The sequence below is a fragment of the Exiguobacterium sp. SL-9 genome (assembly GCF_004336985.1).
Classification (GTDB): Bacteria; Bacillota; Bacilli; order Exiguobacteriales; family Exiguobacteriaceae; genus Exiguobacterium.
This window is the reverse complement of sequence record NZ_SJUO01000002.1, coordinates 95,080-121,130: the sequence shown is the minus strand read 5'-3', so window position 1 is coordinate 121,130 and position 26,051 is coordinate 95,080. Positions and strand designations below refer to the sequence as shown.

Genomic DNA, 26,051 nt, shown 5'->3' with positions numbered 1-26,051 from the left:
ATAGACGACAAAGGGGATGGAAGCATGAATCAAAATACAGAGCAACTTCGAACCGATCCAATCGGACGTTTGCTGTTCAAGCTGTCGTTACCAGCGATGATCGGCATGTTGGTGACGGCGCTCTATAATATCATCGACACGATTTTCGTCGCCCGCGGCATCGGGGCGTCCGCCGTGGCCGCCATTGGGATTGCCTTTCCGATTCAAATGATTCTGATGGCCGTCTCGAGTGCGGTCGGACTAGGCGGGGCCTCGATTAGTTCACGTAAACTTGGCAAAGGTGACGATGCGGGTGCCGCTGTCACATTCTTGAACGTTCTCGTCCTCGTCGGGGTGTTCGCCGCCTTCGCGGTCAGTTCCGCGTTTTTTATGTTGGATGAAATTTTGACCGTGTTCGGGGCGACGTCGGCGATTATGGAACTGAGCAGTCAATACTTATCCGTTGTCCTCATCAGCTCACCGTTCTTCATGTTCACACTCGCGGCGAGCGCGATGGTACGGGCCGAAGGACAAGCGCCTTATCAGATGAAAGTGATGCTCACGACCGTCGTCGTCAACTTGGTGACGACACCGCTATTCATCTTCACGTTCGATTGGGGCATTTACGGGGCGGCCTGGTCGACAGCGCTCGCCCAAGTCGTCGGGTCGGTCCTCATGCTTCGGTTCTTCTTCGCGAAAAAAAATCGCCGGACCGAGCTCGACTTCCAATGGCGGAAGTTTCGACTACGGTTCGGCGAGTTAAAAGAGATTATGGCGATTGGGTCGTCCTCATTTATCATGATGGTGTCGCAATCGATTTTATTCGTCGGCGTCAACGTCATGCTCGGGACATACGGTGGGACCGAGGAACTTGCCATCTTTGCGATTATCAATAAATTCATGGCGCTTGTCGGGATGCCGATTATGGGCATCGTCCAGGGCATGCAGCCAATCGTTGGGTATAACTTCGGGGCCAAACAATTCGACCGGATGCGGGAGACGATTTGGACGGCAATGCGGGCTGGAATTGCCATCGCCGTCATCATCTGGTTGACGCTCCAGTTGATTCCGGAACAACTGATGCGCATGTTCACGTCTGATGCGAACTTGATTACGGGAGGGGTAACGGCAATCCATGTGTTGTTTGCCGTCTCGTTCCTCCCGAGCGTCCAAATGCTCGTCAACGGCATTTATCAATCGCTTGGGAAAGCCCGCGTCGCGATGTTCTTGTCGCTGTCGCGGCAGACACTATATACGATCCCGCTCGTCTTCATCTTACCGAATTTCTTCGGCGTGTTCGGTGTCTGGCTCGCGTTCCCAATCGCTGATGCGATGACTTTCCTGACGGCGGTCGGGATGGCGATTTGGGATCGGAAGCTATTGTTCCGACCTGCTGAGGAAGAAGTTGAAGCGAGAGCGACAAATTTATGAACTGACGTCCGTTCTGGTGGAACGGGCGTCTTCTTTTAGGAACAAGTAAATCCCGCCGAGCAAGACGGCCGCGCCGACCCATTGCATCACACCGAGACGCTCCTCGAAAAAGGCGAATCCGAACAGCATGCCCCACAGCGCCTCGCCAAGAATGGTGATGCTGACGACAGTGGCGCTGACGCGAGCGAGCGCATAGTTAAACAAGTTATGCCCTAAAATCGTCGGGAAGAAGGCGAGGGCGAGGAAGTACCACCAGTTGACTGACTCGAAGTCGGTGAACGTCGTCCCACGTATAAGGAGCATGAAGCAGAGAACGAAAGTCGCGACGAGATAGACGCTGAACGAGTATGTATTCGTGTTCATCTCGGTCCGCACATGTTGACCGACGAGCCAATAGCCGGCGATGAGCAGAGCGGCGATTAAAGCGAGCAAGTCCCCGAACAGCGCTTCACGTCCAAGTTGAATATCACCGGCCGCGACAAGCATACCTCCTAAGACAGCGATGAGCGCGAACGCTAAACCTTTCCGGGTCGGATTCTTTTTAAAGATGATGGCGTTCCCGATCAAGACAAAAATCGGGCTCGATGTCACGAACAGCGTCGAACTCGCGACCGTCGTATAATCGAGCGATAAAAACCAAAGCCAAAAGTGAAACGCAAGCAGCGTCCCGCTGAGTAGTAAGGCATACCGCGTCATGAGGCGTGTCCGGATGAGTGACTTGAAATCGACGAACGGCAACAACATCAGACACGTGATCAGCATCCGGTAAAATGCGGCCGTTTCGGCCGGTGCGGACGTCCATTTGACGAACAAGACGCTCGTCGATAAGAAAAAGACGGCAGCGAATAAGATAAGATAAGACAAGAGACATCCCCCTTTGTGTTGTACATACTCTTCTAATGATATTATAGAAGAGATAGAAAAATACATTCTTTCTCGAAAGTGTCGTTCCGACGAGATATTTCGGATGACTGTGAAAGTAGGGATCTTATGAGATTAATCATTGCGGAGAAACCGTCGCAGGCACAAAAGCTGGCTGCGCCGTATCCATCAAAAAAGAAAAAAGACGAGATTGAAATATCTTCTTGTGCCCGTTTCCCAGAAGGTGCCATCGTCGTCTGGGCGGTCGGACATTTATGCGAGCTTCAAGAACCGTCTCATTATAAATCGGAATGGAAATCGTGGAAATATGAGTCGCTTCCGATTGTCCCGGACCGATTCGACTATCGCATCTCGAAAGGCAAATCGAAGCCGTTCCAGACAATCAAGAAGTGGCTGCACGATCGTTCGATTACCGATATCATCATCGCGTCCGATGCGGAGCGAGAAGGGGAAGCCATCGTCCGTCTCATTTTACGGCTCGCTGGTAATCAGAAACCGTTGTCACGTTTATGGATCTCGAGTTTGACGGAACAAGCGGTCGACCGTGGTTTCGCCGAACTGCTACCGGGCGATCAGACCGTCCCGTATTATCATGAGGCAATGAGTCGTGCCTGCGCCGACTGGCTCGTCGGTATGAACGCCTCAAGAGCATATACGACATTGTTGAAGACGATCGGCATCGAGGACGTGTTCTCGCTAGGACGTGTCCAGACTCCGACGCTCGCCTTGATCGTCAATCGCGAACGTGAGATCAAACAGTTCGTCCCGGAACCGTTTTTCGAGGTCGAAGCGACGCTCCAAAAAGGGCGGGGCACGTTCAAGGCGAAATACACACTCGGCAAGACGACGAAACTGAAGACGCGTGAACAAGCCGATGTGGTCGTCAGCCGAGCGACCGGGACAGCGACTGTCCGTTCGATCGATAAGGAAGATAAGACGGAGCAACCGCCGTTTTGGTTCAGTCTATCCGGTTTGCAGGCCGAGGCCGGCAAACGGTTCGGGTTCGGGGCGAAGAAGACACTCGATATTGCCCAGAAGCTGTACACGAAAGGGTGGATCAGTTATCCACGGACGGATTCTAGTTTCGTCACACCAGACGAGGCAACGCTGTTCCCACAGACGAAAGCGCGCCTGTTGAAGTCCGCGGCCTACGCCGGATTGAAAGACGTGTTGACTGAAAACCCGTCCCGAAACAGCCGCTATGTGAACGCGAAAAAGGTCAGTGATCACTACGCGATCATTCCGACCGAGGCGTGTGGCGATGTGACCCGGCTCAGCGGGGACGAAGCGAAGCTGTACGATTTGATTAACCGACGCTTTCTCGCGGCGTTCGCCCCGCCGGCAAAGCTTGAGAAGACGACAATCGACCTCATGGACGGAGACGACCTATATCGGGCGAAAGGGACGGTCGTCGTCAGCCCAGGGTACCGACAAGTTGTCGAGATGAAGTCCAAAGATGTCGAGCTCCCGGTACTCACGGTCGGTGAGGCGTTGACCGAAAAGAAAGTCGAAGTGTTATCGAAACAGACGGAGCCGCCGAAACGATATACGGAAGGGGCACTCATCATGGCGATGAAAGTCGCCGGCAAGCAGCTTGACGATGAGGAACTGATTCATATTATGAAAGAAGTCGAAGGGCTCGGCACCGAGGCGACGCGGGCCAATATTATCGACGGATTGAAGAAACGAGGTTATGTCGACCTTCAAAAGAAAGAGCTCGTCCCGACCGACAAGGGCCGTCTGTTGATTGATGTGCTCGGTGACAGCATTCTCGCCTCTCCGGCCATGACGGCGAAGTGGGAGAAGCGGCTCCACGAGATTGGACAGGCATCGGCGTCCGCCGCCGAGTTTATCGAACAGGCGAAGAAGATGTCGATCCATCTCGTCGAGGAAGCGAAGGCACGAGTTGAAGCGGCGAACCCCGAGGGCTATACGATCGAAGCGAGACGTTTTGGCAAGAAGTCAGCGGCAAGGCCAAAGGCCGCCTCGTTCGGCGTCTGTCCGAGTTGCGGCAAGGGACTCGTCGAACATCCGAAGTTCATCGGCTGTAGCGGCTACCGCGAAGGCTGCAAGTTCACGATGTCGAAACAAGTGCTTGGTGTCGGAATCGCGAAAGATGAACTGAAACAGATGATTAACGGTGGTCAGTCAAACGTGCATACGTTCAAAAAAGGGGACAAGACGTTCGACGCCAAGCTCTATCTTGAGAAAGGAGCGCTCCGGTTCGAATTTATATAAAAATAAGAGCCATCCGTCGGGGATGGCTCTTATTTTTTCTGCTGTTCATCTTCGGTGATGCGTCGGTTAATCTCCTCGTAATCGAGCACGATGTCGTCTTTGTTGTCTTTATAGGCATAGCCCTTTTGAATGACGACGATTGAGGCGATCAAGACGAGCAAGATGATCAAACCACTCACAGCGAATATCCATCCCATGTTGCATTCCTCACTTTCTTATTTCTAGTATGCCAAAAACGGAAGGGATTCTCCATCTTTCGGGTACTTCGAACTGTCACAGCTTTGAAATACTTAATGATGCGATTAGATATGATACAATAATATATAGAAAAACACTGACAGAGAAGGTAGGGATGACTATGGCGATTCTGATTGTGGACGACGAACCGGTGAACACGATGGTTCTCGAACAATTACTGCATCAACATGATTATGAGACGATTTCTGTCTCGAGTGGTGAGGATGCGCTCGCACTTCTGATGGATCCACAAGCCCCGTCGCTATATGATCTCGTCCTGCTTGATGTCGAGATGCCAGGAATCTCTGGAATCGAGACGTGCAAACGAATTCGTCAAATGACAGGTTACGAGGAATTGCCCGTGATCATGGTGTCTGGTCGGACCGAAGAAAAACAGATTGCAGAAGGACTCGACGCCGAGGCGTCTGACTATACGACGAAACCGATTAAAATCACGGAACTGCTCGCGCGAATCCGTTCGGCGCTTCGTTACAAAGCAGCCGTTGATGAACGGAAAAAATATGAGGCACGGCTTCAATATGACCTTGACCTCGCGCAAAAAATTCAACAAAGCGCATTGACTCCACCAATCAGCAATGATGAGATAGACGTCCGTGCTTTATATTTGCCGTCTAAAAAACTGGCCGGGGATATGTATGCCTGGTTCCAGGTCGCGCCTGACCGCTACGGCGTCATCATCTTTGATGTGATGGGGCACGGCGTGTCGTCGGCGTTGATTACGATGGGAATCCGTTCGATTTTACCGGGTCTCGTCGGCAATGTGCAATATCCGGTCGATGTCATGACGGAGCTGAATCGCCAGATGACGTTCTTGTTCTCAGGCGACGACATGCAGAGCTACTTCACGGCCGTATACTGCTATATCGATACGACAAAGCGTCAAATCGAGTTCGTCAACGCCGGGCATCCGCCTGTCATCGTGACGTCTAAAACAGGTGTAACCCGCCTCGAGACGACCGGGGTACCGGTCGGTATGTTTGAAGAGCCGAACTATGAGTCGAACGTGGTGGATATCGAACCGGGCATGACGATGCATATGTATACGGACGGATTGATGGAATGTTATAGCAAAGATATCGATGACGGTATTCGTTGGCTTGAGAAGGACATCGCGTCCTATGGCCTTGACTACGCGCGTCACGTCGCGGAACAACTCGTCCCGAAAATCGAGATTGACGATGACCTCTGTCTCGTCACGGTAAAATTGATGTGAAAAAGATGGTGTCGCCCGTTGTGGCGACACCATCTTTTTTTAAAAATAACGCTTACGCCATAAGATATAAAAGGCGAGGCTTGAGAATCCGACCATCATCGCGAGCGCGATCACGAATCCGATCGACTGGCCTTCCCAAGGGACTTGGACGTTCATCCCGAATATCCCGGAAATCATCGTCGGGATACTGAGCACGATTGTGATTGAGGCCAAAAATTTCATGACGAAGTTGACGTTGTTCGAGATGATCGAACCGAAGGCGTCCATCTTGATGCTGATGATATCGTTATAAATCGACGCCATCTCCATCGCCTGGCGATGCTCGACAAAAACATCTTCGAGCAACTCTTCATCTTCTTCGTGCTTCTCGAGACTCGGTGTCTTGACGATCCGATCGAGGACGCTATCGTTCGCTTTAAGTGAGGTCATGAAATAAACGAGCGACTTCTGTAAGTTCATCAATTGAAAGATTTCCTGATTTCGCATCGAACGTTGCAACTCTTGTTCGAGCTCGTCCATGCGTCGATCGATTTGGCGAAGAAAACGCAAGTACGTCATGCTGACTCGGTGCAAAATCTGGAAGACGAACCGGCTCCGATAGTTTGTCCGGAACAAACGGGCTTTTCCGTTGGCGAACAAGTTGAGCACGTCGAGGTCACGTGAACAGACAGTGATGAAATGTCGTCCGGTGACGATAATACCGAGTGGAATCGTGTTATAGGCACGTCCTGTGTCATCTTCTTCGACGTACGGGACGTCGATGATCATAAGGAGTCCCTCATCATCTTTTTCAAAACGTGGTTTTTCTTCAATATCAAGCGGGTCGTAGACGAAGTCTTCAGGAATGCCGGAGGCGGCGATGACTTGATCGGCCTCATCTTTCGTCGGATTGACGAGTTGAATCCAGCTTCCTTTGTCAAAGTCGTCGATTTCGTCGACACGCCCAGATGCATCGGTACGGTAAATCGTTAGCATAATGTTCCTCCTACCTTAGCTCAACCTAATTATAGGTAGGCGATTGAGAGAGTGCAATCGGAAAAGGAGGAGTTTTTTTGTTTTTTCTCGAAAACATGCTACAGTGGGAAAGAATGGTAGTAGGATTGAGTCAAAGGAGGGATGGAGTTGTCACAAACGCCCCAAAATGCTCTGTTTAACGAAGATAAGTTGGCGGAGCTCCATCAAATTGCTAGCGGAAATAAAGAATTCTTGAAAAAGATTGCCGATACGTATGTGCGCCAATTCGAGGCGAAATTCCCTGAATTGAAACAGATGGTGCGTGAACAAAATCACGAAAAAATCGAACAACTGGCCCACTTGTTGAAAGGAGCTTCCTATTCGGTTGGGCTCGACGAGATGGCCTCTCGGTTCCATCAGCTTGAAATGGCTGGGGAGACGAACGAGACCTCGAACCTCGAACCGATTCTCGATGAGATTGAAGCGGATATGCGTCGCTTCGATGATGAATGGGACGCCCATCTGAACGAGTTACCATAAAAAAACGGGATTTCGCCACGATGCGAAGTCCCATTTTTCAATTCAAGCTAAAAATTCGTCGAGTGTGGAGATTAACATGCCGATTTCTGGCTTCGTGATTTGGGCGTTCGCACCGACTGCATCGCCTTTATGTTTCAAATCATCCGAGATGAGTGACGAGAAGATGACGATTGGTAGATCGGCGAATTGATCCATCTCACGGAGCCGTCTCGTCAAATGCAAGCCGTCCATTTGCGGCATCTCGATGTCGGTGATGAGCAGGTCGCAATGGACGTCGCTCTGTTCGAAAGCATCGAGCGCTTCTTTCCCGTTGTTGAAGATGGTCGTGTTGAAGTAGCCTGCTTCGTCGAGCGTGTCGATGATGAGTGTCCGCAACATCTCTGAGTCTTCCGCAATCCATACGTGTTTGTTCGACCGTTCCCGGGCACCGAGCCGTTTGACCGATTCACGGGCCATGATGTCTTTACGGGAAAGCTCGAGAGCGATTCGCTCGTAGTCGAGAAGGATAATCATCTGGTCTCCTGTTTTGACGACCCCGTTCGTAATGCCTTGCATGCCACGCGCGAGATCGGACGGCGTGTCGATCTGTTCCCATGAGATTCGTTTGATTTCTGTCACTTGGTCGACGCGGAGTACTGATTTCTCTCCGTTGAATTCACAGACGATCAAGCGGTCATTGTCTCCAACTTCACGCGGATGATTGATGACCATCGGTAAATCGATGACGGTCATGACTTCACCGCGAAGTTCAATGAGCCCCATAATGGCTTCCGGGGTGCCCGGTAGCGGGGTGAGCGGAAGCATCGTGATAATCTCCCGTACTTTCATGACGTTGATCCCGAAAATGAATGGGCCTGATTGGAAAATGACGATTTCTAACTCGTTCGTACCTGCCTCAAGTAAAATATTATGATCCATGCTCACTGGTGGTCCCTCCTAGTTCACGTACTCTCTTCCTTACTATCGGTCGAATGGAAGAATATCTTCAGCTGAAAGTGGCAAAGTTGAGGCGGAATTGACAAAAAATTGACGAGTAACCGTTTACATTACACAAACTGAATCTTTATAGTTGTTCAACCGATTTGATTTTGCATACAATGGGGGTGGCAACGAGATATCAAAGCTTACTCAGGAGGCAGATAGAGATTATGAGTATGAACACGTATCCATATTTAATCAATGGACAATGGCAGGAATCGACATCGAACGAAACAATCGAACTCGTTTCACCTTATACAGATGAAATCGTCGGGCACGTCCAGGCGATGTCTCGCGACGAAGTCGATGAGGCAATTCACGGCGCGAAAAGCGCACAACAGGAATGGGCTGCGCTTCCGGTCAACAAGCGTGCCGAACTGTTGTACGCTTGGGCAGACAAACTCGAAGAGCGCGTTGATGAGATCGGTCAAATCATCATGCGTGAAGTCGGGAAAAACTTGAGCGACGCGAAAAAAGAAGTCGTCCGGACAGCGGAAATCATTCGCTATACGGCAGAAGAAGGACTTCGCTTCACGGGCGGTTTCATGCAAGGCGACTCATTCCCTGGCGGCTCGAAGAACAAGATGGCGATCATCAAGAAAGAAGCGCTCGGTGTCGTCCTCGCGATTTCACCGTTCAACTACCCGGTCAACTTGGCGGCAGCCAAAATCGCTCCGGCGCTCATTACCGGGAACGCGGTCGTGTTTAAACCGGCGACCCAAGGCGCCATCAGTGGTGTGAAAATGGTGGAGGCGCTTCAAGACGCTGGTCTTCCGAGCGGTCTCTTGAACCTCGTCACTGGTCGCGGATCGGTCATCGGCGACTATTTGACATCACACCCTGGCATCGACATGATTACATTCACCGGCGGTACTGGTACGGGACAACACTTGTCACAACAGGCATCGATGGTTCCAGTCGTGCTCGAACTTGGCGGGAAAGACCCGGCGCTCGTACTCGAAGACGCGGACCTTACACTCGCGGCCGATCAAATCATCAGCGGGGCGTTCTCGTATTCGGGACAACGCTGTACGGCCATCAAGCGTGTGTTCGTGCTCGAGCATCAAGCAGACGAACTCGTTGGTATGTTGAAAGAACGTGTCGAGAAGCTTACGGTCGGTTCACCGGTCGATAATAGCTTCATCGTCCCACTCATCGACAAAAAATCAGCGGACTATGTCCAAGGCTTGATCGATGACGCCGTCAACAAACAAGCGACGGTCGTCCATGGAAACAAACGCGACGGCAACCTCCTTCATCCGACGCTCCTCGACCATGTCACGCGTGAGATGCGCGTCGCTTGGGAAGAGCCGTTCGGACCGGTCTTGCCAGTCATCCGCGTCAAGTCACTCGACGAAATGATTGAACTTACGAACGAATCGGAGTTCGGTCTGCAAGCGAGCGTATTCACGCAAAACGTAAACAGCGCCTTCACGGTCGCCGACAAGCTCGAAGTCGGTACGGTTCAAGTGAACGGTCGTACGGAACGTGGCCCTGATCACTTCCCGTTCATCGGTGTGAAGCAGTCAGGCCTCGGTGTTCAAGGGATTGGACGCAGCCTCGAGACGATGACACGTGACAAAGTCACCGTCATCAACTTATAAGTGCTTGGAGAGGAGAAATCCTCTCCTTTTTTTGTGTGATTGAAATCCTTTCGAATCGACAGGTATAATGAGTGAAGATAGGTGGAAGGGGTTGTGGGGACGTGGCGAACTGGATTTCAAGCCAACTGGCAAGACTCGATATACCGACGCCGTTCGAGGTCGGCAACGTGAATGTCTATGTCGTTGAGCATATGAACCGTTTTTTCATGGTCGATTGCGGACCGGATACGGAAGAAGCGTGGGTTTCTTTGACGACGCAATTGGCCGAGCTCGAACTGACGCTCGCGGACATTGACTTTTTATTTCTGACACATCACCATGCCGACCACGCGGGGCAGGCGTGGCGTTTGCGTGACGCTGCGATTCCCGTATACGGACATGAGAAGCTCGTTCGCTATTTGGAACAGACGCCGAACTTCATCAAACGGGGCAACCAGTTCTTACATGACTTGGCGCACTGGTTCGGCACGCCGGAAACGATTGTGAACAAATTACCCGATTATCGGGAGGCACTGCGTTGGATCGGCCCAACGACTGTCACGATGACGTTCGCTGACGGGCAGGACGTTACGAGTGACGGGGCGTGGAAGACGATTCATTTGCCTGGCCATGCGAGTGACCAGCTCGGACTGCTCGGCCCTGGCGGTGTGTTGATTGCAGGCGACCATTTGATCGATACGGTCGAACCGAACCCGCTCATTGAACAACCGTACGAGGAGGAAGGCTTCGCCTCGCCAGTCGTCCTGTATCTCGACTCGCTCCGGAAACTGAGAGATGTCGACTTGAAACTCGTCGTAAGTGGGCACGGAGAACCTATTCAAAAACCGCGACCGTTGATTGAGACGCGCATTGCCCAGCGTTATGAACGGAGTGAGTTGCTTCTCGTCGATTGGGTCGACGGGTTGAGTGTGTTCGATTGGTCGATGCGTCTGTATGGACGGAAGATGCGTCGAGCGATGCCGCTCGTCTTCAGTGAAGTGTTCGCACGCTTGACGTTGCTCGAGGAGCGTGGCCGTGTCGTCAAACGATTGACGGACGGGAAATGGATTTATATGAGAGCGGAGGAATTTGTGGAATGAGACATGTTGTGATTACGGGTGCGTCGAGCGGCTTAGGGGCTGCGCTGGCGCATTCTTTTTATGAATCGGGTGCCCGCTTGACGTTGATTGCACGGAACGAGGAGCGGTTACGTGAACTAGGGTTAAAGTTATCGGCCGATTGGCTCGTCGCCGACGTCTGTACCGAATATGACACGCTCGTGGCGCAAGTCGAACGTACATATGGAGCAATCGACATCTGGGTGAACAATGCCGGAATCGGCGAGTTCGACCGGGTCGTCGACCAAACGACCGACGTCATCGAGGAGACGATGCGTTTGAACGCGACCGCCCCGATGCTGATGGCCCGTGATTGTGCACGAACGATGCGACGTGGCAGTACGATTATCAACGTCTGTTCACAAGCAGCAAAAGTACCGACCCCGAAGTCGGCCGTTTATGCCGGATCGAAGGCGGCGTTACTCCAGTTCTCGAACGCTTTACGATTAGAACTGAAACCGGATGGGGTACACGTGTTGACCGTCAATCCGGGACCAATCGCGACCCCGTTCTTTCTTCGGGCTGATAAGAGTGGACGTTACGAGGCGAGCGTAAAGGCGATTATGCTTGACCCCGATCGCCTCGCGAAACGTGTCGTTGCGGCGTGTGAGTCGTCGAAACGCGAAGTGAACGCCCCGTGGTGGATGGAAATCGGAGCGAAACTGTACGCAATGTGCCCGGTTATGTTCGAACGGGTCGCAAAACGGGGATTTGACAAAAAGTAAAAGAGAGAAGAGGGGGAAAGACGATGCACCGTTTAAAACAATTGGGCCTGCTCGTTTCGCTCGTGTTTCTCGCTGCCTGCGGAACGACGCGAGCTGAGATCGCACCGACATTTGAAGAGGCAGCCGAAGAAGCGAAGCAATCGACGGTCAACTTTTATATGTGGGGAGGCGATGACGGCATCAATCGCTACATCGATGAGTATGTCGCGCCTCGTCTGAAAGAAACGTATGACCTTGACTTGAACCGCGTCCCGATGGACACGGCCGAGTTTGTGCGTCAATTGTCACTCGATAAACGTGCGAACCGTGAGGAAGGGACAATCGATCTGATGTGGATCAATGGGGACAATTTCCGTAACGCCGCCGAGGCAGAGTTGCTCCAAGGCGACCTGCTCGACAAAATCCCAAACGCCGCGCTGTTGAACGAGGAAGCCCAGGCCACTGATGCGGGCACCCCGACGAACGGGCTCGAGGTCGCCTGGGGGAATGTGCAGTTCGTCTTGCACTATGATGCGGACAAAGTGAATAATCCGCCGACGACGTTTGACGAATTACATCGATGGACCGAAGAAAATCCGGGTCGTTTCACGTATCCTGAAGTAACAGACTTCACGGGCAACGCGTTCGTGCGCCATCTGCTCTATGCCGAATATGCGGACACGGTCCGTGACGGTGAGATCCCAGACGCGTTTTGGGAAGAACTTTCGACCTGGTCACCCAACCTTTGGAAACAAGGGACGACGTATCCGAAGTCCCTCGCCCAACTCGACCAGCTGTACGCTTCGGGTGAGGTCTGGATGACGATGGGCTTCAATGAACGCCGAGCCGAGGCCGAGCGCAACGCCGGAGTATTTCCGGACGGGACGCGTGCGCTTACGCTCGAACACTCGATCGCATCGACGCATTTTCTCGCCGTGCCGTTCAATGCGAAAAATCCGAACGGGGCGATTGTCGTCATCAATGAGCTACTGTCACCGGAAGCCCAGCTCGCCAAACAAGACGCGACGTATTGGGGGGACGGGACGTCGCTCGATTTGACGAAACTCGATGCGACCGACCGTGACGCATTCTTGAAACTCGATGAAGGGGTGACCTATCCTGATCCGCAGCGTCTCGCTGAACGTTCGATCCCCGACTATGGGCCGGCCGTGATCGATCTGATTCGTGAGGAGTGGGACCGTGTCGCGAAGTAGTCTATGGCTGAGTCTGGTCGTTTTGGCACTACCGTTCACAGGTGTCACCTTTCTGATTTACGAGACCGTCGGCTTCAACTGGTCTGAGTTGAATGACGAGGCGTGGCGTGCGAGCCTGGCGGTGACGTTGTACGTGACACTCACGTCGACGCTCCTCTCACTCATGATCGGGACATGGCTCGCCCGGACCATCTATATGAAGCGTTCGTCGTGGCTCGCTTCGCTTCTCAAATGGCCGATGTTTGTCCCGCACGTCGCTGCGGCCTATTTGTTTTATTTGTTGTTCTCGGGTGGCTTTCCGGTATATGGCCTATTTGAGGCGAACGAACGGAATCATCTCGTCGTCATCTTGACATACGTCTGGAAAGAAGTTCCATTCGTCTTTTTGATGGTGGTCGGCACATACGGTCAACTGAATCACGGGTACTTAGATATGGCCAAGACACTCCAGCTCAAGCCGCTCGAACAATTCAGAGTGGCCGAATGGCCATTCCTCGTCAAACCGCTCCTCGACTCGTTCTGGGTGCTCGTGGCGTTCATCTCGTTCGCCTATGAAGTGCCGGCCCTGTTAGGGGTCACCTTCCCGGAGCTGCTCGGGGTACTCGCTTATGAACGATTGACGACCGGTCTGTTTCTCAATGCGTTCGAGTCGTATGCGGTCGCACTCATTTGGACGTTGTTCATCTTTACCGGCGTCGTCGCATCCTACGCCTTGACGGCTAAACAGCGACGGCGAATTGAGCGGGGGATGCGACGATGAGTCGTATTCTCGTCGCTTTTTTGATTGTATTTCCATTTATTGGATTGTTTTTGACATTCCCCACGTCGTTTTCTTGGGACGAAGCGATTTTGAATACGATCGCGTATGTAATCAGTATTGCGCTTGTCAACGTCTGGCTCGGGGTGGGAACGGCCTGGTGGCTCCTGTTTACTGAGTCGAGGTGGAAGTCATGGGTCGAGTGGTTGACATTCCTCCCATTGTTCATCCCGGTTTTGGCGAGCATGTTCGGTATGTATATCGCCCTTGCCCAAGTCGGGCTCATCGGAACGTATACAGGGGTCGGGCTCGTCCTGCTCGTCACGACGTTACCGTATTCGATTCGACTGGCATATAACGCGATGTACGTGATTGGGAGGCCGCTCCTCGAACAGGCATTGACGTTTGCGCCGCTCGCTCGAATCGGGTTCGTGCTGTTGCCGCTCTTGAAAGAGTCGGTCCGGACGATTGTCTTATTCTCCACGGTCATCGTCTTGAGCCAGTTCGTGCTCGTCCAATTGATTGGAGCCGGACTCATTCCGACGGTCACGACACGGCTCTATCAGGCCTACGCAGGCAATGACGTCTCACAGGCGTTACAGAATACGTGGGTGCTCGTCTCGTTGCCGGTCCTATTTTATATCGGACTCGGCGGGATATTTAGCATCTGGATTAGATTGGTGAAGGGGCGTTTGCAATGAGCTTAGTATTGTCAGGAATACGAAAACGTTTTAAAGACCGCGATGTATTAAGCGGGATCGATCTTACCATTCCGAATGGGGAAATCCATGCTCTTGTCGGAGTGAGTGGCTCCGGGAAGTCGACTCTGCTCCGCATCATCGCCGGGCTCGAGACGCTAGATGCCGGGACAGTGACGTGGGAGGAGCTGCCCCTTCATGGGGTTCCGCCTCACTTGCGCCGGATTACGATGTTGTCTCAATCTCCGCTCTTGTTCCCTCATCTAACAGTTGGGGAGAACGTGACGCTTGCAACTCCGAACCGGTCACGAGAAGAAGCGGAAGTGTGGCTCACAAGAGTCAAGCTTCCCGGCCGATACGACGCTGAGGTTCACGAACTGTCCGGAGGAGAACAACAACGCGTGAGCTTTGCCCGAGCGCTCGCGGCTGCGCCGCGGCTCATTCTGCTCGATGAGCCGTTCACCAACCTCGACCCGGGCCTCAAGTCCGAGTTGCAGCGACTGATTCGTGACCTCGTCCGTGAACTCGAGTTGACGGCGCTTCTCGTCACCCACGATCGAGAAGAAGCGATGCTCGTCGCCGACCGCGTGACGTTGCTCGAGACGGGTCACGTTCGCGTGACCGGTACCCCGGTATTATTGTCCGAGACGGAATCGACGTTCGGTGACTTCGTCGAATTGGGTGGTGCATTCTACCCGTCGACCGAGATTGACGTGTCGACAGAGCCGACGTCTGATTCGCTTGTGCTCGTCCGCCCGTTTATTCGCTTCGGACACCATTTTGGCGAGTATCGTCGCTCTACCGGAGAATACGTCATCTTGCCGCGGAACGAATCGTTTGAAGTGGGTAAGACGTATTATTTGCGACAGAAACAAGGAGGAATTTGATGTTAGACACTTACGGTAGCCGCATCGTCCGCCCCGTCATCGAGCGTTTGGCCGATCGGCTTTTGAAATGGAAATTCACCCCGAATGAGGTGACGGTGCTTGGGGGCATCATCGGTGTCTCGGTCGGTCTGTTCATTTATAATGATATGTTATGGACGGCCGTGTTGCTGTTATGGATTTCGGGTCTCTTCGACGTCCTAGATGGGACGATGGCCCGCCGTTCTCAAAAGACCGGGTTCGGCACGGTGCTCGACCTCGTCTTCGACCGCATCGTCGAGATTGCTGTCGTCATCGCGCTCGCTTTACGACATCCGGAACATATGCCGATTTTTCTTCTTTTGCTTGGCTCGTTCGTCGTGGCGATGACGTTGTTCCTCGCGGTCGGGGCGAGTAGCTCACGTCGTTCAGAGAAATCATTTTATTATCAGCCTGGCATCTTGGAACGGACCGAATGCTTCATCTTGTTCACACTCATGATTCTTTTCCCGACGTGGATCGGCGTCATCGCGACGAGTTTCCTCATCCTTGAAGTGTTCACGATCCTCCAACGATTGATGGAAGCAAGGCGGATATTACGATGAAACCGCGTCTCGTCCTAGTCGGGCTGGGTCATGGTCAGTTCGAAATTCTCGAGCATCTCGATCGGCTTCGTGAATGCTATGAAGTGTCTTATATCGGCGGTCGTGAGGCGATTTATACGGGTGCGTTCCCCCAAGTGATCGCCGGCGAGATGGCGTCGGCGACGACGCGGTTGCGTCGTGACATCGCTCCCGTCGCCGAACGGCTCATCGCACTGGACCCAGACGCACGACTCGTCGAGACCGATCACGGCAACATCGCATATGACATCCTCGTGCTCGCGACCGGGGCGAAAAGTCGTGGGATTGGGACAGGGCTCAAACCGATGACGAGAAATATGTTGGACGAGATTGTCCAGAGTGATGCAATCACGATCGTCGGCGGGGGCAAAGCCGGTGTCGAGCTTGCCTTCGCATGCATCAGACGGAAGCGACACGTGACGCTTTATGCCCGTGATATCTTACCTGATCTGCCTCATCACGTCGGTCGACAGACGGCGCGGCGTCTCGTACAAAGTGGTGTGACGCTCATGCTGTCGTCGTTCCAACCAGGGACGAAGGCAGAAGGACTCGTCTTGGATGCTACCGGTGTCGGACCCGATGACTGGTGGGCGGCGGCTGGACTTGCGGACCATGATGCGTTCATCGAGACGACAGCTGATTTACGACACCGCGTCTATCGCGAGATTTACATCACCGGGGACATGGCGGCCCGATTGAACGGCGGTGTCGATGCCGTCCGTTCGGGGCGGCACGTCGCCCGTCAACTGCTCGGTACATCACGCCCGTTCAAGTCACGGACGTCGCTCAACATCTTGTTGACGACCCCAGGACGAGCGCTCTTGACATTCGGGAAGCTGACATGGCACGGGCGTCTGCCGTATTGGCTAAAGCGTAAAATCGACCGCCGTCACGTCGAACGATTCAACTAAAAAAAGACGACCACGACGGTCGTCTTTTTGTTTAAGCGTTCAATGTATCGAGGAACGAGCGGATTTGCATCTCCGTCTTGGCATTTGCCGAGTGGAGGTGTTCTTGTTTCACGCCTTCTTGATAGAACAGAAGTGAGGGGATGCCTCGTACTTCTTGCGTGTCCGACAGTTCAGGCAACTCGTCGCGGTCGACAACGTACCAGTTGAACTGTGGGTAATCTTTGACAAGTTCGTCGACGTACATATCGAGACGACGGCAGTCCGGACACCATGATGTCGTGAAGACGACCATGCCTTTATCTTGGATGGCGTCTTGGAATTGTTGATCAGATTGAATCGGTTTCATAAAATCTCTCCCTTCATATGTATTGTCTGTGTATTCGCGATGAGCGTCAACCGATTGGCATTCTCGGTCGCACGTCAATATGTGATACACTTATAAAAATAGAACCGCAAGGGATAGGTGATGGTTATGGCGTTACGTCATGCACTACTCGGGTTATTGACCCATCAACCCGCTACCGGCTATGCCTTGAACGCGACGTTCAAAGCACAAATGATTCATTTTTGGCACGCCCATCATACACAGATTTATCGCGAACTGTTAAAGATGGAAGACGAGTCACTCGTCTCCTCTGAACACGTCGCTCAACATGACTTACCCGATAAAAAGATTTATTCGATTACCGAGGCGGGGCGTCAAGAGCTGATTGACTGGCTCCGGCAACCGACCTCGTACCAACCGAAGATGAAAGATGAGAACTTGCTACGGGTCAGCCTCCTGCAATTACTCCCGCTCGACGAGGCGATCCGTTACGTCGAGGAGACGAAAGCGCATCATGAACAAGTCGCTCATCAGATTCGGGCGTTTCAAGCAGTGCACCAGTCTGAGGCGGACACGCTCGGTTATTTATTGACGAGCGAGTACGCCATCCGAATGATGGAAAATTACGCCGGATGGGCCGATTGGGCCATCGAGCAGATGAAACAGCGAGACAAACATGCGACCTGACGTTCAGGTCGCATGTTTTGTGTACGGATGGATCGGTAGCCGCGCTAGCAGGTCGTCGAGTTTGTGCGAATCGACCCCGTAATCGTTTGCGGCGATCAAGTCGTTCAATTGATCGACTGAAGACGCGCCCGGTAGGACGACGGCACACGTCCGCTTCGAGGCAGCGAGAGCGTACGCTTGAATCGGGTCTGGAATGGTCGGTAACAAGGCGCGCAACTCCGCTTCAGTCCAAGATTCAAAGCCTTTCTCCGCCAAACGGTCAGACCATTCGTCTGTAAGTAAGCCTTTGGCGAGCGGACCGCGCCCGACGATCGGGATGTCGAGCTCGAGCGTTTCGATGCGACGGTCGAGCAACGAGTATGGCGTCATCAAAACGTCAAGTTCACCGTGCTCGAGCCAATAGCGGATCACATTCGGTCGAATCGAGGATAACCCGATTTGGCGGATGATGCCAGCTTGTTTTTGCCGACGCATGAAATCGATTGTCGCGTCCAGATCGTCGTCCATCGTGCCACCATGAACGTAATATAAGTCCAAGTGATCCGTCTGTAAGCGTTCGAGAGAATCGTGTAGTGCTTGTTCTAAATAGGATGGGGCTGGATTCCAACGCATTCCGTCTCCTGTCCATTCATTCCCGCCTTTACTCGTCAAAAATAAGTCGTCCCGGCGTCCGGCGAACGTCGAACCGACAAGACGTTCCACTTCAAAGTGATCGTATACGTCGGCCGTATCGAAATGCCGAATTCCAGCGTCGTAGGCGGCCTCTAGAATCCGACGACCTACTGCCTCGCCATGTTTCAAAATTGACATTGTTCCTAGTCCTAACTCTGTCATTGATAATTCCTCCTTGTTCCGTCTGACGATATGAATCATAATTACAGTATATAGGAAAAGGTGAGGGGTACATACAATGGAAGAGAAAACGATTGAACGGGAAGTCATTTACGAAGGAAAGATTTTTAACGTGGAGAAACACGTCGTGTCACTACCGAATGGAGGGACGTCGGTCCGCGAACTCGTCTATCACAACGGGGCCGTGGCCGTACTCGTAGTGGATGAAAACGACCGGATCGTTCTCGTCGAACAGTATCGGAAAGCGTTCGAATCGATGTCGCTTGAAATCCCGGCCGGAAAACTCGAAGTTGGGGAGGAGCCGCTCGCGAGCGCAAAGCGAGAACTTGAAGAAGAGACCGGCTATACGGCCGAGACACTCGAAAAAATCTTCTCATTTTATGGGGCACCTGGTTTTTGTAGCGAACGGGTCGACGTCTTCGTCGCGCATGGCTTGACGGCCGGGGCGATGAACCTGGACGAAGACGAGTTTCTACAAGTCCAACGTTTCACGTTTGAGGAAGCGGTGGCGTTACTTGCGAACGGGCGGATCACCGACGCGAAGACGATTATGGCGATTCAATGGTGGCAATTATCTAAATTGAAATGATTCTAAACTGGAGTGACATATGTTACACTTACATAGGAATCATTTTAATTTGAAAAACCGAACAAACTTCGGTATGCTTTGAATAGTGAATTATGCAAAGAGGGGGCGCCTTATGGAAACGCGAATTGAACGGATCAAACAGCAATTGAGCGCCAAAGGATATAAATTGACACCGCAACGAGAATCAACCGTCCGGATTCTACTTGAGAATGAGACGGATCATTTGAGTGCGGAGAACGTGTTCATGCTCGTCAAAGGCATCGCTCCGGAAATCGGGCTCGCGACGGTTTATCGGACACTCGAACTATTGACCGAGCTCGGTGTCGTCGACAAAGTCAACTTCGGTGACGGCGTCGCCCGCTTCGACCTCAGACCAGAAGGCGCGAACCATTCGCACCACCATCTCGTTTGTGTCGAGTGCGGTTCGGTCGAAGAAATCATGGAAGACTTGCTCGTCGACGTCGAGAAAAAAGTCGAAAGCAAATACGAATTTTTAATCAAAGACCATCGCTTGACGTTTCACGGCATCTGTAAAGTGTGCCAAGCCAAAGGCGTCACGCTCGAGGGTCATAAAGCAGTCATCAACGGATAAAGCAAGACAGGCAGCCTCTTAATAGGGGCTGCCTGTTTGTGTATCGTCAAGTAACAAGACAAGACGGCGGCGATGCCATTCTCATTGTTCGAAGTCGAGTATTCGTCGTGTTGAATGGATCAAATATGGATATGAACGGTAAGCTTGGCATGAGAAAATGAGCGTAAAAACCTCACCAAAATCTATCACAAAAAAGCTTAAAAAAAATGAGGTCAGACGTCTTCACAACGGTTTACATAAGTGATATGATGAAAGCGTATTCAGGTGTAACGAGGAAGGAGGGGGATGTCATGCGTTCGCAAGTCGAGTCATTTTTGCAGTACATGACGGTTGAAAAACGAATGTCCACGAACACGAGACAAGCCTATGCGAGCGATTTGACCCAGTACTTATCGACACTGACCCAACTCGGGGTGACAGAATGGAATGAAGTCACGCGGGCACACATCGTCAAACATATGGAAGAGTTATCGCAAGCCGGTCGGGCTGCTTCATCACTCCGACGGGCCGTCAGTTCAATTCGAACGTTTCATCATCATTTGAAGATGACAGGCGGGGCAACGACTGACCCGGCGCTCTATTTGGAGACGCCGAAAGCGGAACGGCATTTGCCGGACACGTGGTCACAAGACGAAGTCGAGCGGTTGCTCGACAGCGTGCCGACGTCAGACCCGCTTGCGCTCCGCGATCGGGCCATGCTCGAACTGCTTTACGGTACAGGCATGCGCGTCAGTGAACTTCTTGGGCTCGATTTGGATGATTTACAGTTCGAATTGGGGTATCTACAGTGTGAAGGCAAAGGCGAGAGTGCCCGGATCATCCCGGTGTCATCGGTCGCCCAAAGTTTTGTCGAACGCTATATCCAGCAGGCGCGTAACGGGCTCGGTGGTCGGGAGACCGAGGCGTTGTTCTTGAACGGGCGTGGTGGTCGGCTCAGTCGTCAAGGATTCTGGAAGATGATCAAACGACGGGCCAAAGAGGCCGGCATCCAAAAAGAGATCACGCCACACGTGCTCCGTCATTCGTTTGCGACACACTTGCTCGAGAACGGTGCCGACCTTCGGGCCATTCAACAGATGCTCGGACATGCAGACCTCTCCACGACTCAAATCTACACACATGTCAATAAGGCACGACTCCACGATGTCTATCGAAAACATCACCCGCGTGCGTAACGACACTAAAGGAGGAACTTTTTGTGAAGAAATTTAAACGTATTTTCTTGGTCGTCATGGACTCGGTCGGAATTGGGGAATCCCCAGATGCCGACCAGTTCGGTGACGTTGGTTCAGACACGCTCGGGCACATCGCCCGTGAACACGGTGGCTTGAACATGCCGCACATGGGCCGCCTCGGTCTGGCGAACATCAAGCCGATTGAAGGCATCGAAGCGTCGACGACACCGAGCGCCTACGGACGCATGGAAGAAATCTCAGCTGGGAAAGACACGATGACCGGTCATTGGGAGATCATGGGTCTTCATATCGATACGCCGTTCCGCGTGTTTGAGGAGTTCCCGGATGACTTGATCAATCGTCTCAAAGAGTTCAGCGGACGAGACATCATCGGTAACAAGCCGGCTTCGGGCACAGAAATTTTGGACGAGCTCGGTGAAGAGCACGTCAAGACAGGTGCCTTGATCGTCTACACATCGGCTGACTCGGTGCTTCAAATCGCGGCGCACGAAGAAATCGTCCCGCTCGACGAGTTGTATCGCATCTGCGAATATGCCCGTGAAATCACGCGCGAAGATCCGTACATGCTCGGTCGCATCATCGCCCGCCCGTTCCTCGGAACACCTGGCGCTTGGGTCCGCACATCGAACCGCCACGACTACGCGCTCAAGCCGTTTGGTCAGACGGTCATGAACACGCTTGAAACAGCTGGGAAAGATGTCATCGCCCTCGGGAAAATCAGCGACATTTATGACGGCGAAGGCGTCACAAAAGCGATTCGGACGAAGTCGAACATGGACGGGATGGACAAGCTTGTCGAATCGCTCGATGAAGACTTCGAAGGACTTTGCTTCTTGAACCTCGTTGACTTTGACGCACTCTTCGGTCACCGCCGTGACCCAGAAGGCTATGCGATCGCGCTTGAAGAGTACGACGCCCGTCTACCGGAAGTGATGGAGAAATTGCGTGAAGATGACTTGCTTATCATCACGGCCGACCACGGGAACGACCCGACGGCACCAGGGACGGACCATACGCGTGAATACGTGCCGCTCATCGTCCATCATCACGGCTCGACAGCGGTCGACCTCGGGATTCGAGGAACGTTCGCCGATATCGGCGCCACAGTGGCGGATAACTTCGGCGTCGACGCACCAGCACATGGAAACAGTTTCTTAAACGAAATTTAAGGAGGTACTACTCATGGTAAATTGGAACGAAACAAAGGCATTTTTACAGGAACGCATGAACGGAACACCAGAAATCGGACTGATCCTCGGCTCAGGACTCGGCGTCCTCGCTGACGAGATCGAGAACGCGGTCAAAATCCCTTACGAGGACATCCCGCACTTCCCGGTATCGACCGTCGAAGGACACGCTGGACAACTCGTCTTCGGTGACCTCGAAGGAAAACGCGTCGTCGCAATGCAAGGACGATTCCACTTCTATGAAGGCTACTCGATGGAACAAGTCACGTTCCCGGTACGCGTCCTCAAATTGATCGGTGTCGAGACGCTCATCGTCACGAACGCGGCTGGTGCTTGCAACGAGTCGTTCAACCCGGGTGACTTGATGATCATCACGGATCACATTAACTTCTTCGGCACGAGCCCGCTCATCGGCAAGAACGCGAGCGACTTCGGGACGCGTTTCCCAGATATGTCAGAAGCGTATGATAAAGAGCTCGTCACATTGACAGAAGGTGTCGCTGCAAAACTCGGCCTCTCGATTCAAAAAGGCGTCTATTTCGGGAACACAGGTCCGACATATGAGACACCGGCTGAAGTCAAGATGGCACGTCTTCTCGGCGGCGATGTCGTCGGCATGTCGACAGTGCCTGAAGTCATCGTGGCCCGTCATTCGGATATGCGTGTGCTCGGCATCTCGTGCGTGTCGAACATGGCAGCCGGGATTTTAGATCAACCACTCAACCACGAAGAAGTGATCGAGACGACAGAACGCGTCCGTCAAGACTTCCTTTCACTCGTACGCGGCACGATTCAAAGCATGTAACCATTACCCAACTAGGAGGACGAAACTTATGCGCATGGTCGATTTGATTTTGAAAAAACGTAACGGTGGCGAATTGAACGAAGAGGAGATTCGCTTCGTCGTCGAAGGCTTCACGAACGAGACGATTCCTGATTATCAAATGTCGGCACTCTCGATGGCGATTTTCTTTAACGGCATGACTGAGAAAGAGACGGCGGCCTTGACGATGGAGATGGTCAAGTCTGGTGACGTCATCGATTTGTCGAACATCCAAGGTAAAAAAGTTGATAAACACTCGACCGGAGGTGTCGGTGACAAAATTAGCTTAATCGTCGCTCCACTTGTCGCGTCAATCGGCATCCCAGTCGCGAAGATGAGCGGTCGCGGTCTCGGCCATACAGGCGGGACGATCGATAAGCTTGAATCGTTCCCTGGCTTCAACGTCGAGTTGACGGAAGAACAGTTCACGAAGCAAGTAAACGATATCAAGATGTCAATCATCGGTCAGACAGGTAACTTGACGCCTGCCGACAAACGTCTTTACGCACTCCGTGACGTAACGGCGACGGTCGATTCGATCCCGCTTATCGCGAGCTCGATCATGTCGAAGAAAATCGCGGCCGGTGCCGATAGCATCGTCCTTGATGTCAAGACAGGTTCAGGCGCGTTCATGAAGTCGTTCGACGACGCGAAAGCGCTCGCCGAAGAGATGGTCGCCATCGGGAAGAACGTCGGTCGTAAAACGGTCGCCGTCATCACAGACATGGACCAACCGCTCGGTTTCGAGATCGGGAACGCCAACGAAGTAAAAGAAGCGATCGAAGTGTTGTCGGGCAAAGACGTGAACGACTTGAAGACGATTGCCCTCACGATCGCCGGCCACATGGCGGTGCTCGGCGAGTTCTATTCGACGTTCGAGGAGGCGTACGCTGACCTTGAGAAACGGATGGCGGACGGTCATGCCCTCGAGGTGTTCCGTCAGTTCGTAGCGGCGCAAGGTGGCGATGCGTCACTCGTCGATGACTTGTCAAAACTTCCACAAGCGAAGTATGAGACGACGTTCGTCGCGAAACAAGCGGGTTATGTCGAGTCAATTATTGCCGACGAAGTTGGCGTAGCGGCGATGCTCCTCGGAGCAGGTCGTGCGACAAAAGATGATCAGCTTGACTTCGCAGCCGGTATCACGCTCGAGAAGAAGGTCGGCGACAAGGTCGAGGCCGGTGACGTGATTGCCGTGCTCCGTTCGAACAAAGAAGACATGGTGTCCGCGCTCGAGCGGATGGACCATGCGTATACGATCGGTGCGACAGAGCCGACGGCGCGTCCACTCGTGCATGCGGTCATCCAGTAAGTAGCAAGTCAGAACGTCTGTTTCCACAAAATAGTGGAGACAGACGGTTTTTTTTGATAGAATGGGCAATGTGTGAGTGAGAATGACTATATGAACATAAAGGGGTAACTTTTCATGAAAAAAGGATCTATGAAATTAGAGAACGGTGAAATGATTGAATTCGATTTGTTCCACGATGCGGCACCAATCACGGTCGACAACTTTGAGGAACTCGCCAACAGCGGCTTCTATAACGGTTTGACATTCCACCGGGTCATCCCAGGCTTCGTCAGCCAAGGCGGCTGCCCAGATGGAACAGGCATGGGCGGTTCAGGTAAGACGATCCCATGTGAGACGTCGACATCGTTCCCGTACAAGCATGAAGCAGGTTCACTTTCGATGGCGCACGCTGGACGCAACACAGGCTCGTCACAGTTCTTCATCGTCCATGAGCCACAACCGCACCTCGATGGTGTCCACACGGTCTTCGGAAAAGTGACATCTGGCCTTGAGCACGCGGTCAAACTTCGTCAAGGTACGAAGATGGCCGAAGTTAAAGTTTGGGACGAGAATTGATTTCTGCCTAAACGTTATGGCACAATGAGCCATGTCTCTCACGTGTTCACTTAGTGAAACATGAATGACTAAAGGTGGTGAAACCAGCAATGCTGGTGAAATACAAACAATCGTACGAAAAGACGGCGATGGGCTTGCTCGCGTTCTCATGTAGCGACAAATCTCCGCTCGCCTTGCTCGAACTCGTTCGGTCCTACGAAGAAGACCCTGCCAAATTCCTTTATCTTTGGAGAGTCGGGGAAGACTTCGTCGGGATCATCGGAATGGAGCAACAAGAGACGACGATGTTCATCCATCATATCGCGCTGTCTCCGTCATTCCGCGGCGAGAAGCGTTCTTACGAATTACTCGATGAGACCCGCAACTTATTGCCGCTCGACTTGACGCTCGTCGGTCAAGGCAAAACCGGGGACCTGCTCGATAAATGGAACCAAGTCGTCATTTAAAAAAAGCTAGGCTCAGCGCCTAGCTTTTTTGCGTGCCTCGAGCGCCCGGAGCCGCTCGGTGACGACCGGTGTTCGGTCTCGATACATATGTTTATGGACGAGCTCGTCAAACGTGAGCGTAGTCGGTTCGAAGGTCGGTTTCAAGCGCTCGATGCGTTGTCGTGTCGTGTCGTCGAGCGGGAGCACCTCCGGGAGCGGCCAACGTTCCAAGTCACGAGCGAACGCTCCGACATCGATTCCGACTGTTTCAAGGTCGGTCACAGCCAGACTGAGCTTTTGTCGCAACGCCATGATGCTTTTTTTCGCCCCGGACGTATTGCCACGGCGGGCATGATAGTGGGCGACGGCATATTGAATCAAGACGGCGTAGCCCAAATTGCTTCGGCCCCCGTCTTGCCATGCTTCCTCTAGCACTTCATGGCATTCAAAATAATCGGCATGGCATTCAAACAATAACGTATACTGGATAAAAGGCGTCGACATCAAATATCTCCTTTCGTGGTCACGGTACTACAAAACATGTTATACTAAAGCGCAAAAATG

29 protein-coding genes are annotated in these 26,051 nt (G+C 52.6%); 22 read left to right on the top strand and 7 right to left on the bottom strand.

Annotation, left to right across the window (positions count from 1 at the left end; all coding sequences use genetic code 11):
* The first annotated feature begins 24 nt into the window (after positions 1 to 24).
* A complete protein-coding gene (locus tag EVJ34_RS05105; protein WP_131484886.1) occupies positions 25 to 1,410 on the top strand; it encodes an MATE family efflux transporter in 1,386 nt (461 codons plus the stop codon).
* Here EVJ34_RS05105 and EVJ34_RS05100 read toward each other — a convergent pair.
* Positions 1,405 to 2,274 (bottom strand): DMT family transporter, encoded by an 870-nt coding sequence (locus EVJ34_RS05100; RefSeq protein WP_131484885.1) that lies wholly within the window; start codon positions 2,272 to 2,274, stop codon positions 1,405 to 1,407. The genes EVJ34_RS05105 and EVJ34_RS05100 overlap by 6 nt on opposite strands.
* Positions 2,275 to 2,400: 126 nt before the next feature.
* On the opposite strand from EVJ34_RS05100, the gene EVJ34_RS05095 reads away from it, so the two are divergent.
* On the top strand, positions 2,401 to 4,530 hold the full coding sequence (locus EVJ34_RS05095; protein WP_131484884.1) for a DNA topoisomerase III: 2,130 nt from the start codon (positions 2,401 to 2,403) through the stop codon (positions 4,528 to 4,530).
* Between the two features lie 29 nt (positions 4,531 to 4,559).
* Here the strand turns inward: EVJ34_RS05095 and ytzI are convergent, their stop codons facing one another.
* Positions 4,560 to 4,727, bottom strand: coding sequence for a YtzI protein (ytzI, locus tag EVJ34_RS05090; RefSeq protein WP_131436521.1), 168 nt, complete (start codon positions 4,725 to 4,727; stop codon positions 4,560 to 4,562).
* A 161-nt stretch (positions 4,728 to 4,888) separates the two neighbouring features.
* Between ytzI and EVJ34_RS05085 the strand changes: the two genes are divergently transcribed.
* A complete protein-coding gene (locus tag EVJ34_RS05085) occupies positions 4,889 to 6,001 on the top strand; it encodes a PP2C family protein-serine/threonine phosphatase (protein WP_131484883.1) in 1,113 nt (370 codons plus the stop codon).
* 39 nt (positions 6,002 to 6,040) lie between these two features.
* On the opposite strand, the gene EVJ34_RS05080 is transcribed toward EVJ34_RS05085, so the two are convergent.
* Positions 6,041 to 6,976: a magnesium transporter CorA family protein gene (locus EVJ34_RS05080; RefSeq protein WP_131436517.1), complete on the bottom strand. Its 936-nt coding sequence runs from the start codon at positions 6,974 to 6,976 to the stop codon at positions 6,041 to 6,043.
* A gap of 141 nt (positions 6,977 to 7,117) precedes the next feature.
* On the opposite strand from EVJ34_RS05080, the gene EVJ34_RS05075 reads away from it, so the two are divergent.
* Positions 7,118 to 7,495 carry an Hpt domain-containing protein gene (locus tag EVJ34_RS05075; protein ID WP_131436515.1) on the top strand — a complete coding sequence of 126 codons (378 nt, stop codon included), beginning with the start codon at positions 7,118 to 7,120 and terminating at the stop codon, positions 7,493 to 7,495.
* Between the two features lie 42 nt (positions 7,496 to 7,537).
* Here the strand turns inward: EVJ34_RS05075 and EVJ34_RS05070 are convergent, their stop codons facing one another.
* Positions 7,538 to 8,413, bottom strand: a complete 876-nt coding sequence (locus tag EVJ34_RS05070; RefSeq protein WP_131485286.1) for a chemotaxis protein CheV — start codon at positions 8,411 to 8,413, stop codon at positions 7,538 to 7,540.
* Between the two features lie 227 nt (positions 8,414 to 8,640).
* Between EVJ34_RS05070 and EVJ34_RS05065 the strand changes: the two genes are divergently transcribed.
* From EVJ34_RS05065 to EVJ34_RS05025, 9 genes are all read left to right on the top strand, one after another.
* Positions 8,641 to 10,077: an NADP-dependent glyceraldehyde-3-phosphate dehydrogenase gene (locus EVJ34_RS05065; protein ID WP_131436694.1), complete on the top strand. Its 1,437-nt coding sequence runs from the start codon at positions 8,641 to 8,643 to the stop codon at positions 10,075 to 10,077.
* Between the two features lie 101 nt (positions 10,078 to 10,178).
* Positions 10,179 to 11,156, top strand: a complete 978-nt coding sequence (locus EVJ34_RS05060) for an MBL fold metallo-hydrolase (protein WP_131484882.1) — start codon at positions 10,179 to 10,181, stop codon at positions 11,154 to 11,156.
* Positions 11,153 to 11,899 (top strand): SDR family NAD(P)-dependent oxidoreductase, encoded by a 747-nt coding sequence (locus tag EVJ34_RS05055; protein ID WP_131436511.1) that lies wholly within the window; start codon positions 11,153 to 11,155, stop codon positions 11,897 to 11,899. Before EVJ34_RS05060 ends, EVJ34_RS05055 begins: the two co-directional genes overlap by 4 nt.
* A gap of 23 nt (positions 11,900 to 11,922) precedes the next feature.
* Entirely contained in the window at positions 11,923 to 13,092 is a 1,170-nt protein-coding gene (locus EVJ34_RS05050; protein WP_131484881.1) for an ABC transporter substrate-binding protein, read from the top strand.
* Positions 13,079 to 13,852 carry an ABC transporter permease family protein gene (locus EVJ34_RS05045; protein ID WP_131484880.1) on the top strand — a complete coding sequence of 258 codons (774 nt, stop codon included), beginning with the start codon at positions 13,079 to 13,081 and terminating at the stop codon, positions 13,850 to 13,852. Before EVJ34_RS05050 ends, EVJ34_RS05045 begins: the two co-directional genes overlap by 14 nt.
* A complete protein-coding gene (locus tag EVJ34_RS05040) occupies positions 13,849 to 14,550 on the top strand; it encodes an ABC transporter permease subunit (RefSeq protein ID WP_131484879.1) in 702 nt (233 codons plus the stop codon). Before EVJ34_RS05045 ends, EVJ34_RS05040 begins: the two co-directional genes overlap by 4 nt.
* On the top strand, positions 14,547 to 15,434 hold the full coding sequence (locus EVJ34_RS05035) for an ABC transporter ATP-binding protein (RefSeq protein WP_131484878.1): 888 nt from the start codon (positions 14,547 to 14,549) through the stop codon (positions 15,432 to 15,434). Before EVJ34_RS05040 ends, EVJ34_RS05035 begins: the two co-directional genes overlap by 4 nt.
* The gene (locus EVJ34_RS05030; RefSeq protein ID WP_131436501.1) at positions 15,434 to 16,015 is read left to right on the top strand and encodes a CDP-alcohol phosphatidyltransferase family protein; all 582 of its coding nucleotides are present in this window, start codon (positions 15,434 to 15,436) and stop codon (positions 16,013 to 16,015) included. Before EVJ34_RS05035 ends, EVJ34_RS05030 begins: the two co-directional genes overlap by 1 nt.
* Positions 16,012 to 16,944 (top strand): NAD(P)/FAD-dependent oxidoreductase, encoded by a 933-nt coding sequence (locus tag EVJ34_RS05025; RefSeq protein WP_131484877.1) that lies wholly within the window; start codon positions 16,012 to 16,014, stop codon positions 16,942 to 16,944. The genes EVJ34_RS05030 and EVJ34_RS05025 overlap by 4 nt, the downstream gene beginning before the upstream one ends.
* A 31-nt stretch (positions 16,945 to 16,975) precedes the next feature.
* Here the strand turns inward: EVJ34_RS05025 and EVJ34_RS05020 are convergent, their stop codons facing one another.
* Positions 16,976 to 17,380 carry a thioredoxin family protein gene (locus tag EVJ34_RS05020; protein WP_255417497.1) on the bottom strand — a complete coding sequence of 135 codons (405 nt, stop codon included), beginning with the start codon at positions 17,378 to 17,380 and terminating at the stop codon, positions 16,976 to 16,978.
* Between the two features lie 36 nt (positions 17,381 to 17,416).
* Here EVJ34_RS05020 and EVJ34_RS05015 point away from each other — a divergent pair, with 36 nt between their 5' ends.
* Entirely contained in the window at positions 17,417 to 17,956 is a 540-nt protein-coding gene (locus EVJ34_RS05015) for a PadR family transcriptional regulator (protein WP_131436495.1), read from the top strand.
* 3 nt (positions 17,957 to 17,959) lie between these two features.
* On the opposite strand, the gene EVJ34_RS05010 is transcribed toward EVJ34_RS05015, so the two are convergent.
* A complete protein-coding gene (locus EVJ34_RS05010) occupies positions 17,960 to 18,790 on the bottom strand; it encodes an aldo/keto reductase (protein WP_131484875.1) in 831 nt (276 codons plus the stop codon).
* A gap of 76 nt (positions 18,791 to 18,866) precedes the next feature.
* Between EVJ34_RS05010 and EVJ34_RS05005 the strand changes: the two genes are divergently transcribed.
* The 8 genes from EVJ34_RS05005 (at position 18,867) to EVJ34_RS04970 (ending at position 25,508) form a co-directional block, all read left to right on the top strand.
* Positions 18,867 to 19,397 carry an NUDIX domain-containing protein gene (locus tag EVJ34_RS05005; RefSeq protein WP_131436491.1) on the top strand — a complete coding sequence of 177 codons (531 nt, stop codon included), beginning with the start codon at positions 18,867 to 18,869 and terminating at the stop codon, positions 19,395 to 19,397.
* A 112-nt stretch (positions 19,398 to 19,509) separates the two neighbouring features.
* Positions 19,510 to 19,989 (top strand): ferric iron uptake transcriptional regulator, encoded by a 480-nt coding sequence (gene fur / locus EVJ34_RS05000; RefSeq protein WP_024371580.1) that lies wholly within the window; start codon positions 19,510 to 19,512, stop codon positions 19,987 to 19,989.
* A 290-nt stretch (positions 19,990 to 20,279) separates the two neighbouring features.
* Positions 20,280 to 21,164, top strand: a complete 885-nt coding sequence (gene xerD / locus EVJ34_RS04995) for a site-specific tyrosine recombinase XerD (RefSeq protein ID WP_021067635.1) — start codon at positions 20,280 to 20,282, stop codon at positions 21,162 to 21,164.
* A 23-nt stretch (positions 21,165 to 21,187) separates the two neighbouring features.
* Positions 21,188 to 22,354, top strand: coding sequence for a phosphopentomutase (gene deoB / locus EVJ34_RS04990; RefSeq protein WP_131436481.1), 1,167 nt, complete (start codon positions 21,188 to 21,190; stop codon positions 22,352 to 22,354).
* A gap of 13 nt (positions 22,355 to 22,367) precedes the next feature.
* Positions 22,368 to 23,177, top strand: a complete 810-nt coding sequence (locus tag EVJ34_RS04985; protein ID WP_021067633.1) for a purine-nucleoside phosphorylase — start codon at positions 22,368 to 22,370, stop codon at positions 23,175 to 23,177.
* Between the two features lie 28 nt (positions 23,178 to 23,205).
* Positions 23,206 to 24,507 carry a pyrimidine-nucleoside phosphorylase gene (locus tag EVJ34_RS04980; protein WP_131484874.1) on the top strand — a complete coding sequence of 434 codons (1,302 nt, stop codon included), beginning with the start codon at positions 23,206 to 23,208 and terminating at the stop codon, positions 24,505 to 24,507.
* 114 nt (positions 24,508 to 24,621) lie between these two features.
* Positions 24,622 to 25,062, top strand: coding sequence for a peptidylprolyl isomerase (locus tag EVJ34_RS04975; RefSeq protein ID WP_029334855.1), 441 nt, complete (start codon positions 24,622 to 24,624; stop codon positions 25,060 to 25,062).
* An 89-nt stretch (positions 25,063 to 25,151) separates the two neighbouring features.
* On the top strand, positions 25,152 to 25,508 hold the full coding sequence (locus EVJ34_RS04970; RefSeq protein ID WP_034777852.1) for a GNAT family N-acetyltransferase: 357 nt from the start codon (positions 25,152 to 25,154) through the stop codon (positions 25,506 to 25,508).
* A gap of 12 nt (positions 25,509 to 25,520) precedes the next feature.
* Here the strand turns inward: EVJ34_RS04970 and EVJ34_RS04965 are convergent, their stop codons facing one another.
* Entirely contained in the window at positions 25,521 to 25,991 is a 471-nt protein-coding gene (locus tag EVJ34_RS04965; protein ID WP_131484873.1) for a DUF309 domain-containing protein, read from the bottom strand.
* Positions 25,992 to 26,051: the final 60 nt, after the last annotated feature.

Bases quoted from the DNA above. Each gene is read 5' to 3' on its own strand.
- EVJ34_RS05095 (WP_131484884.1), top strand. From the start codon at position 2,401: ATGAGATTAATCATTGCGGAGAAACCGTCGCAGGCACAAAAGCTGGCT.
- EVJ34_RS04975 (WP_029334855.1), top strand. From the start codon at position 24,622: ATGAAAAAAGGATCTATGAAATTAGAGAACGGTGAAATGATTGAATTC.
- EVJ34_RS05015 (WP_131436495.1), top strand. From the start codon at position 17,417: ATGGCGTTACGTCATGCACTACTCGGGTTATTGACCCATCAACCCGCT.
- EVJ34_RS05030 (WP_131436501.1), top strand. From the start codon at position 15,434: ATGTTAGACACTTACGGTAGCCGCATCGTCCGCCCCGTCATCGAGCGT.
- fur (WP_024371580.1), top strand. From the start codon at position 19,510: ATGGAAACGCGAATTGAACGGATCAAACAGCAATTGAGCGCCAAAGGA.
- EVJ34_RS05025 (WP_131484877.1), top strand. From the start codon at position 16,012: ATGAAACCGCGTCTCGTCCTAGTCGGGCTGGGTCATGGTCAGTTCGAA.
- EVJ34_RS05010 (WP_131484875.1), bottom strand. From the start codon at position 18,790: ATGACAGAGTTAGGACTAGGAACAATGTCAATTTTGAAACATGGCGAG.
- EVJ34_RS04965 (WP_131484873.1), bottom strand. From the start codon at position 25,991: ATGTCGACGCCTTTTATCCAGTATACGTTATTGTTTGAATGCCATGCC.
- EVJ34_RS04970 (WP_034777852.1), top strand. From the start codon at position 25,152: ATGCTGGTGAAATACAAACAATCGTACGAAAAGACGGCGATGGGCTTG.
- EVJ34_RS04980 (WP_131484874.1), top strand. From the start codon at position 23,206: ATGCGCATGGTCGATTTGATTTTGAAAAAACGTAACGGTGGCGAATTG.
- EVJ34_RS05035 (WP_131484878.1), top strand. From the start codon at position 14,547: ATGAGCTTAGTATTGTCAGGAATACGAAAACGTTTTAAAGACCGCGAT.
- ytzI (WP_131436521.1), bottom strand. From the start codon at position 4,727: ATGGGATGGATATTCGCTGTGAGTGGTTTGATCATCTTGCTCGTCTTG.
- EVJ34_RS05105 (WP_131484886.1), top strand. From the start codon at position 25: ATGAATCAAAATACAGAGCAACTTCGAACCGATCCAATCGGACGTTTG.
- EVJ34_RS05080 (WP_131436517.1), bottom strand. From the start codon at position 6,976: ATGCTAACGATTTACCGTACCGATGCATCTGGGCGTGTCGACGAAATC.
- EVJ34_RS04985 (WP_021067633.1), top strand. From the start codon at position 22,368: ATGGTAAATTGGAACGAAACAAAGGCATTTTTACAGGAACGCATGAAC.
- EVJ34_RS05040 (WP_131484879.1), top strand. From the start codon at position 13,849: ATGAGTCGTATTCTCGTCGCTTTTTTGATTGTATTTCCATTTATTGGA.
- EVJ34_RS05075 (WP_131436515.1), top strand. From the start codon at position 7,118: ATGGAGTTGTCACAAACGCCCCAAAATGCTCTGTTTAACGAAGATAAG.
- EVJ34_RS05055 (WP_131436511.1), top strand. From the start codon at position 11,153: ATGAGACATGTTGTGATTACGGGTGCGTCGAGCGGCTTAGGGGCTGCG.
- EVJ34_RS05005 (WP_131436491.1), top strand. From the start codon at position 18,867: ATGGAAGAGAAAACGATTGAACGGGAAGTCATTTACGAAGGAAAGATT.
- EVJ34_RS05050 (WP_131484881.1), top strand. From the start codon at position 11,923: ATGCACCGTTTAAAACAATTGGGCCTGCTCGTTTCGCTCGTGTTTCTC.
- EVJ34_RS05085 (WP_131484883.1), top strand. From the start codon at position 4,889: ATGGCGATTCTGATTGTGGACGACGAACCGGTGAACACGATGGTTCTC.
- EVJ34_RS05070 (WP_131485286.1), bottom strand. From the start codon at position 8,413: ATGGATCATAATATTTTACTTGAGGCAGGTACGAACGAGTTAGAAATC.
- xerD (WP_021067635.1), top strand. From the start codon at position 20,280: ATGCGTTCGCAAGTCGAGTCATTTTTGCAGTACATGACGGTTGAAAAA.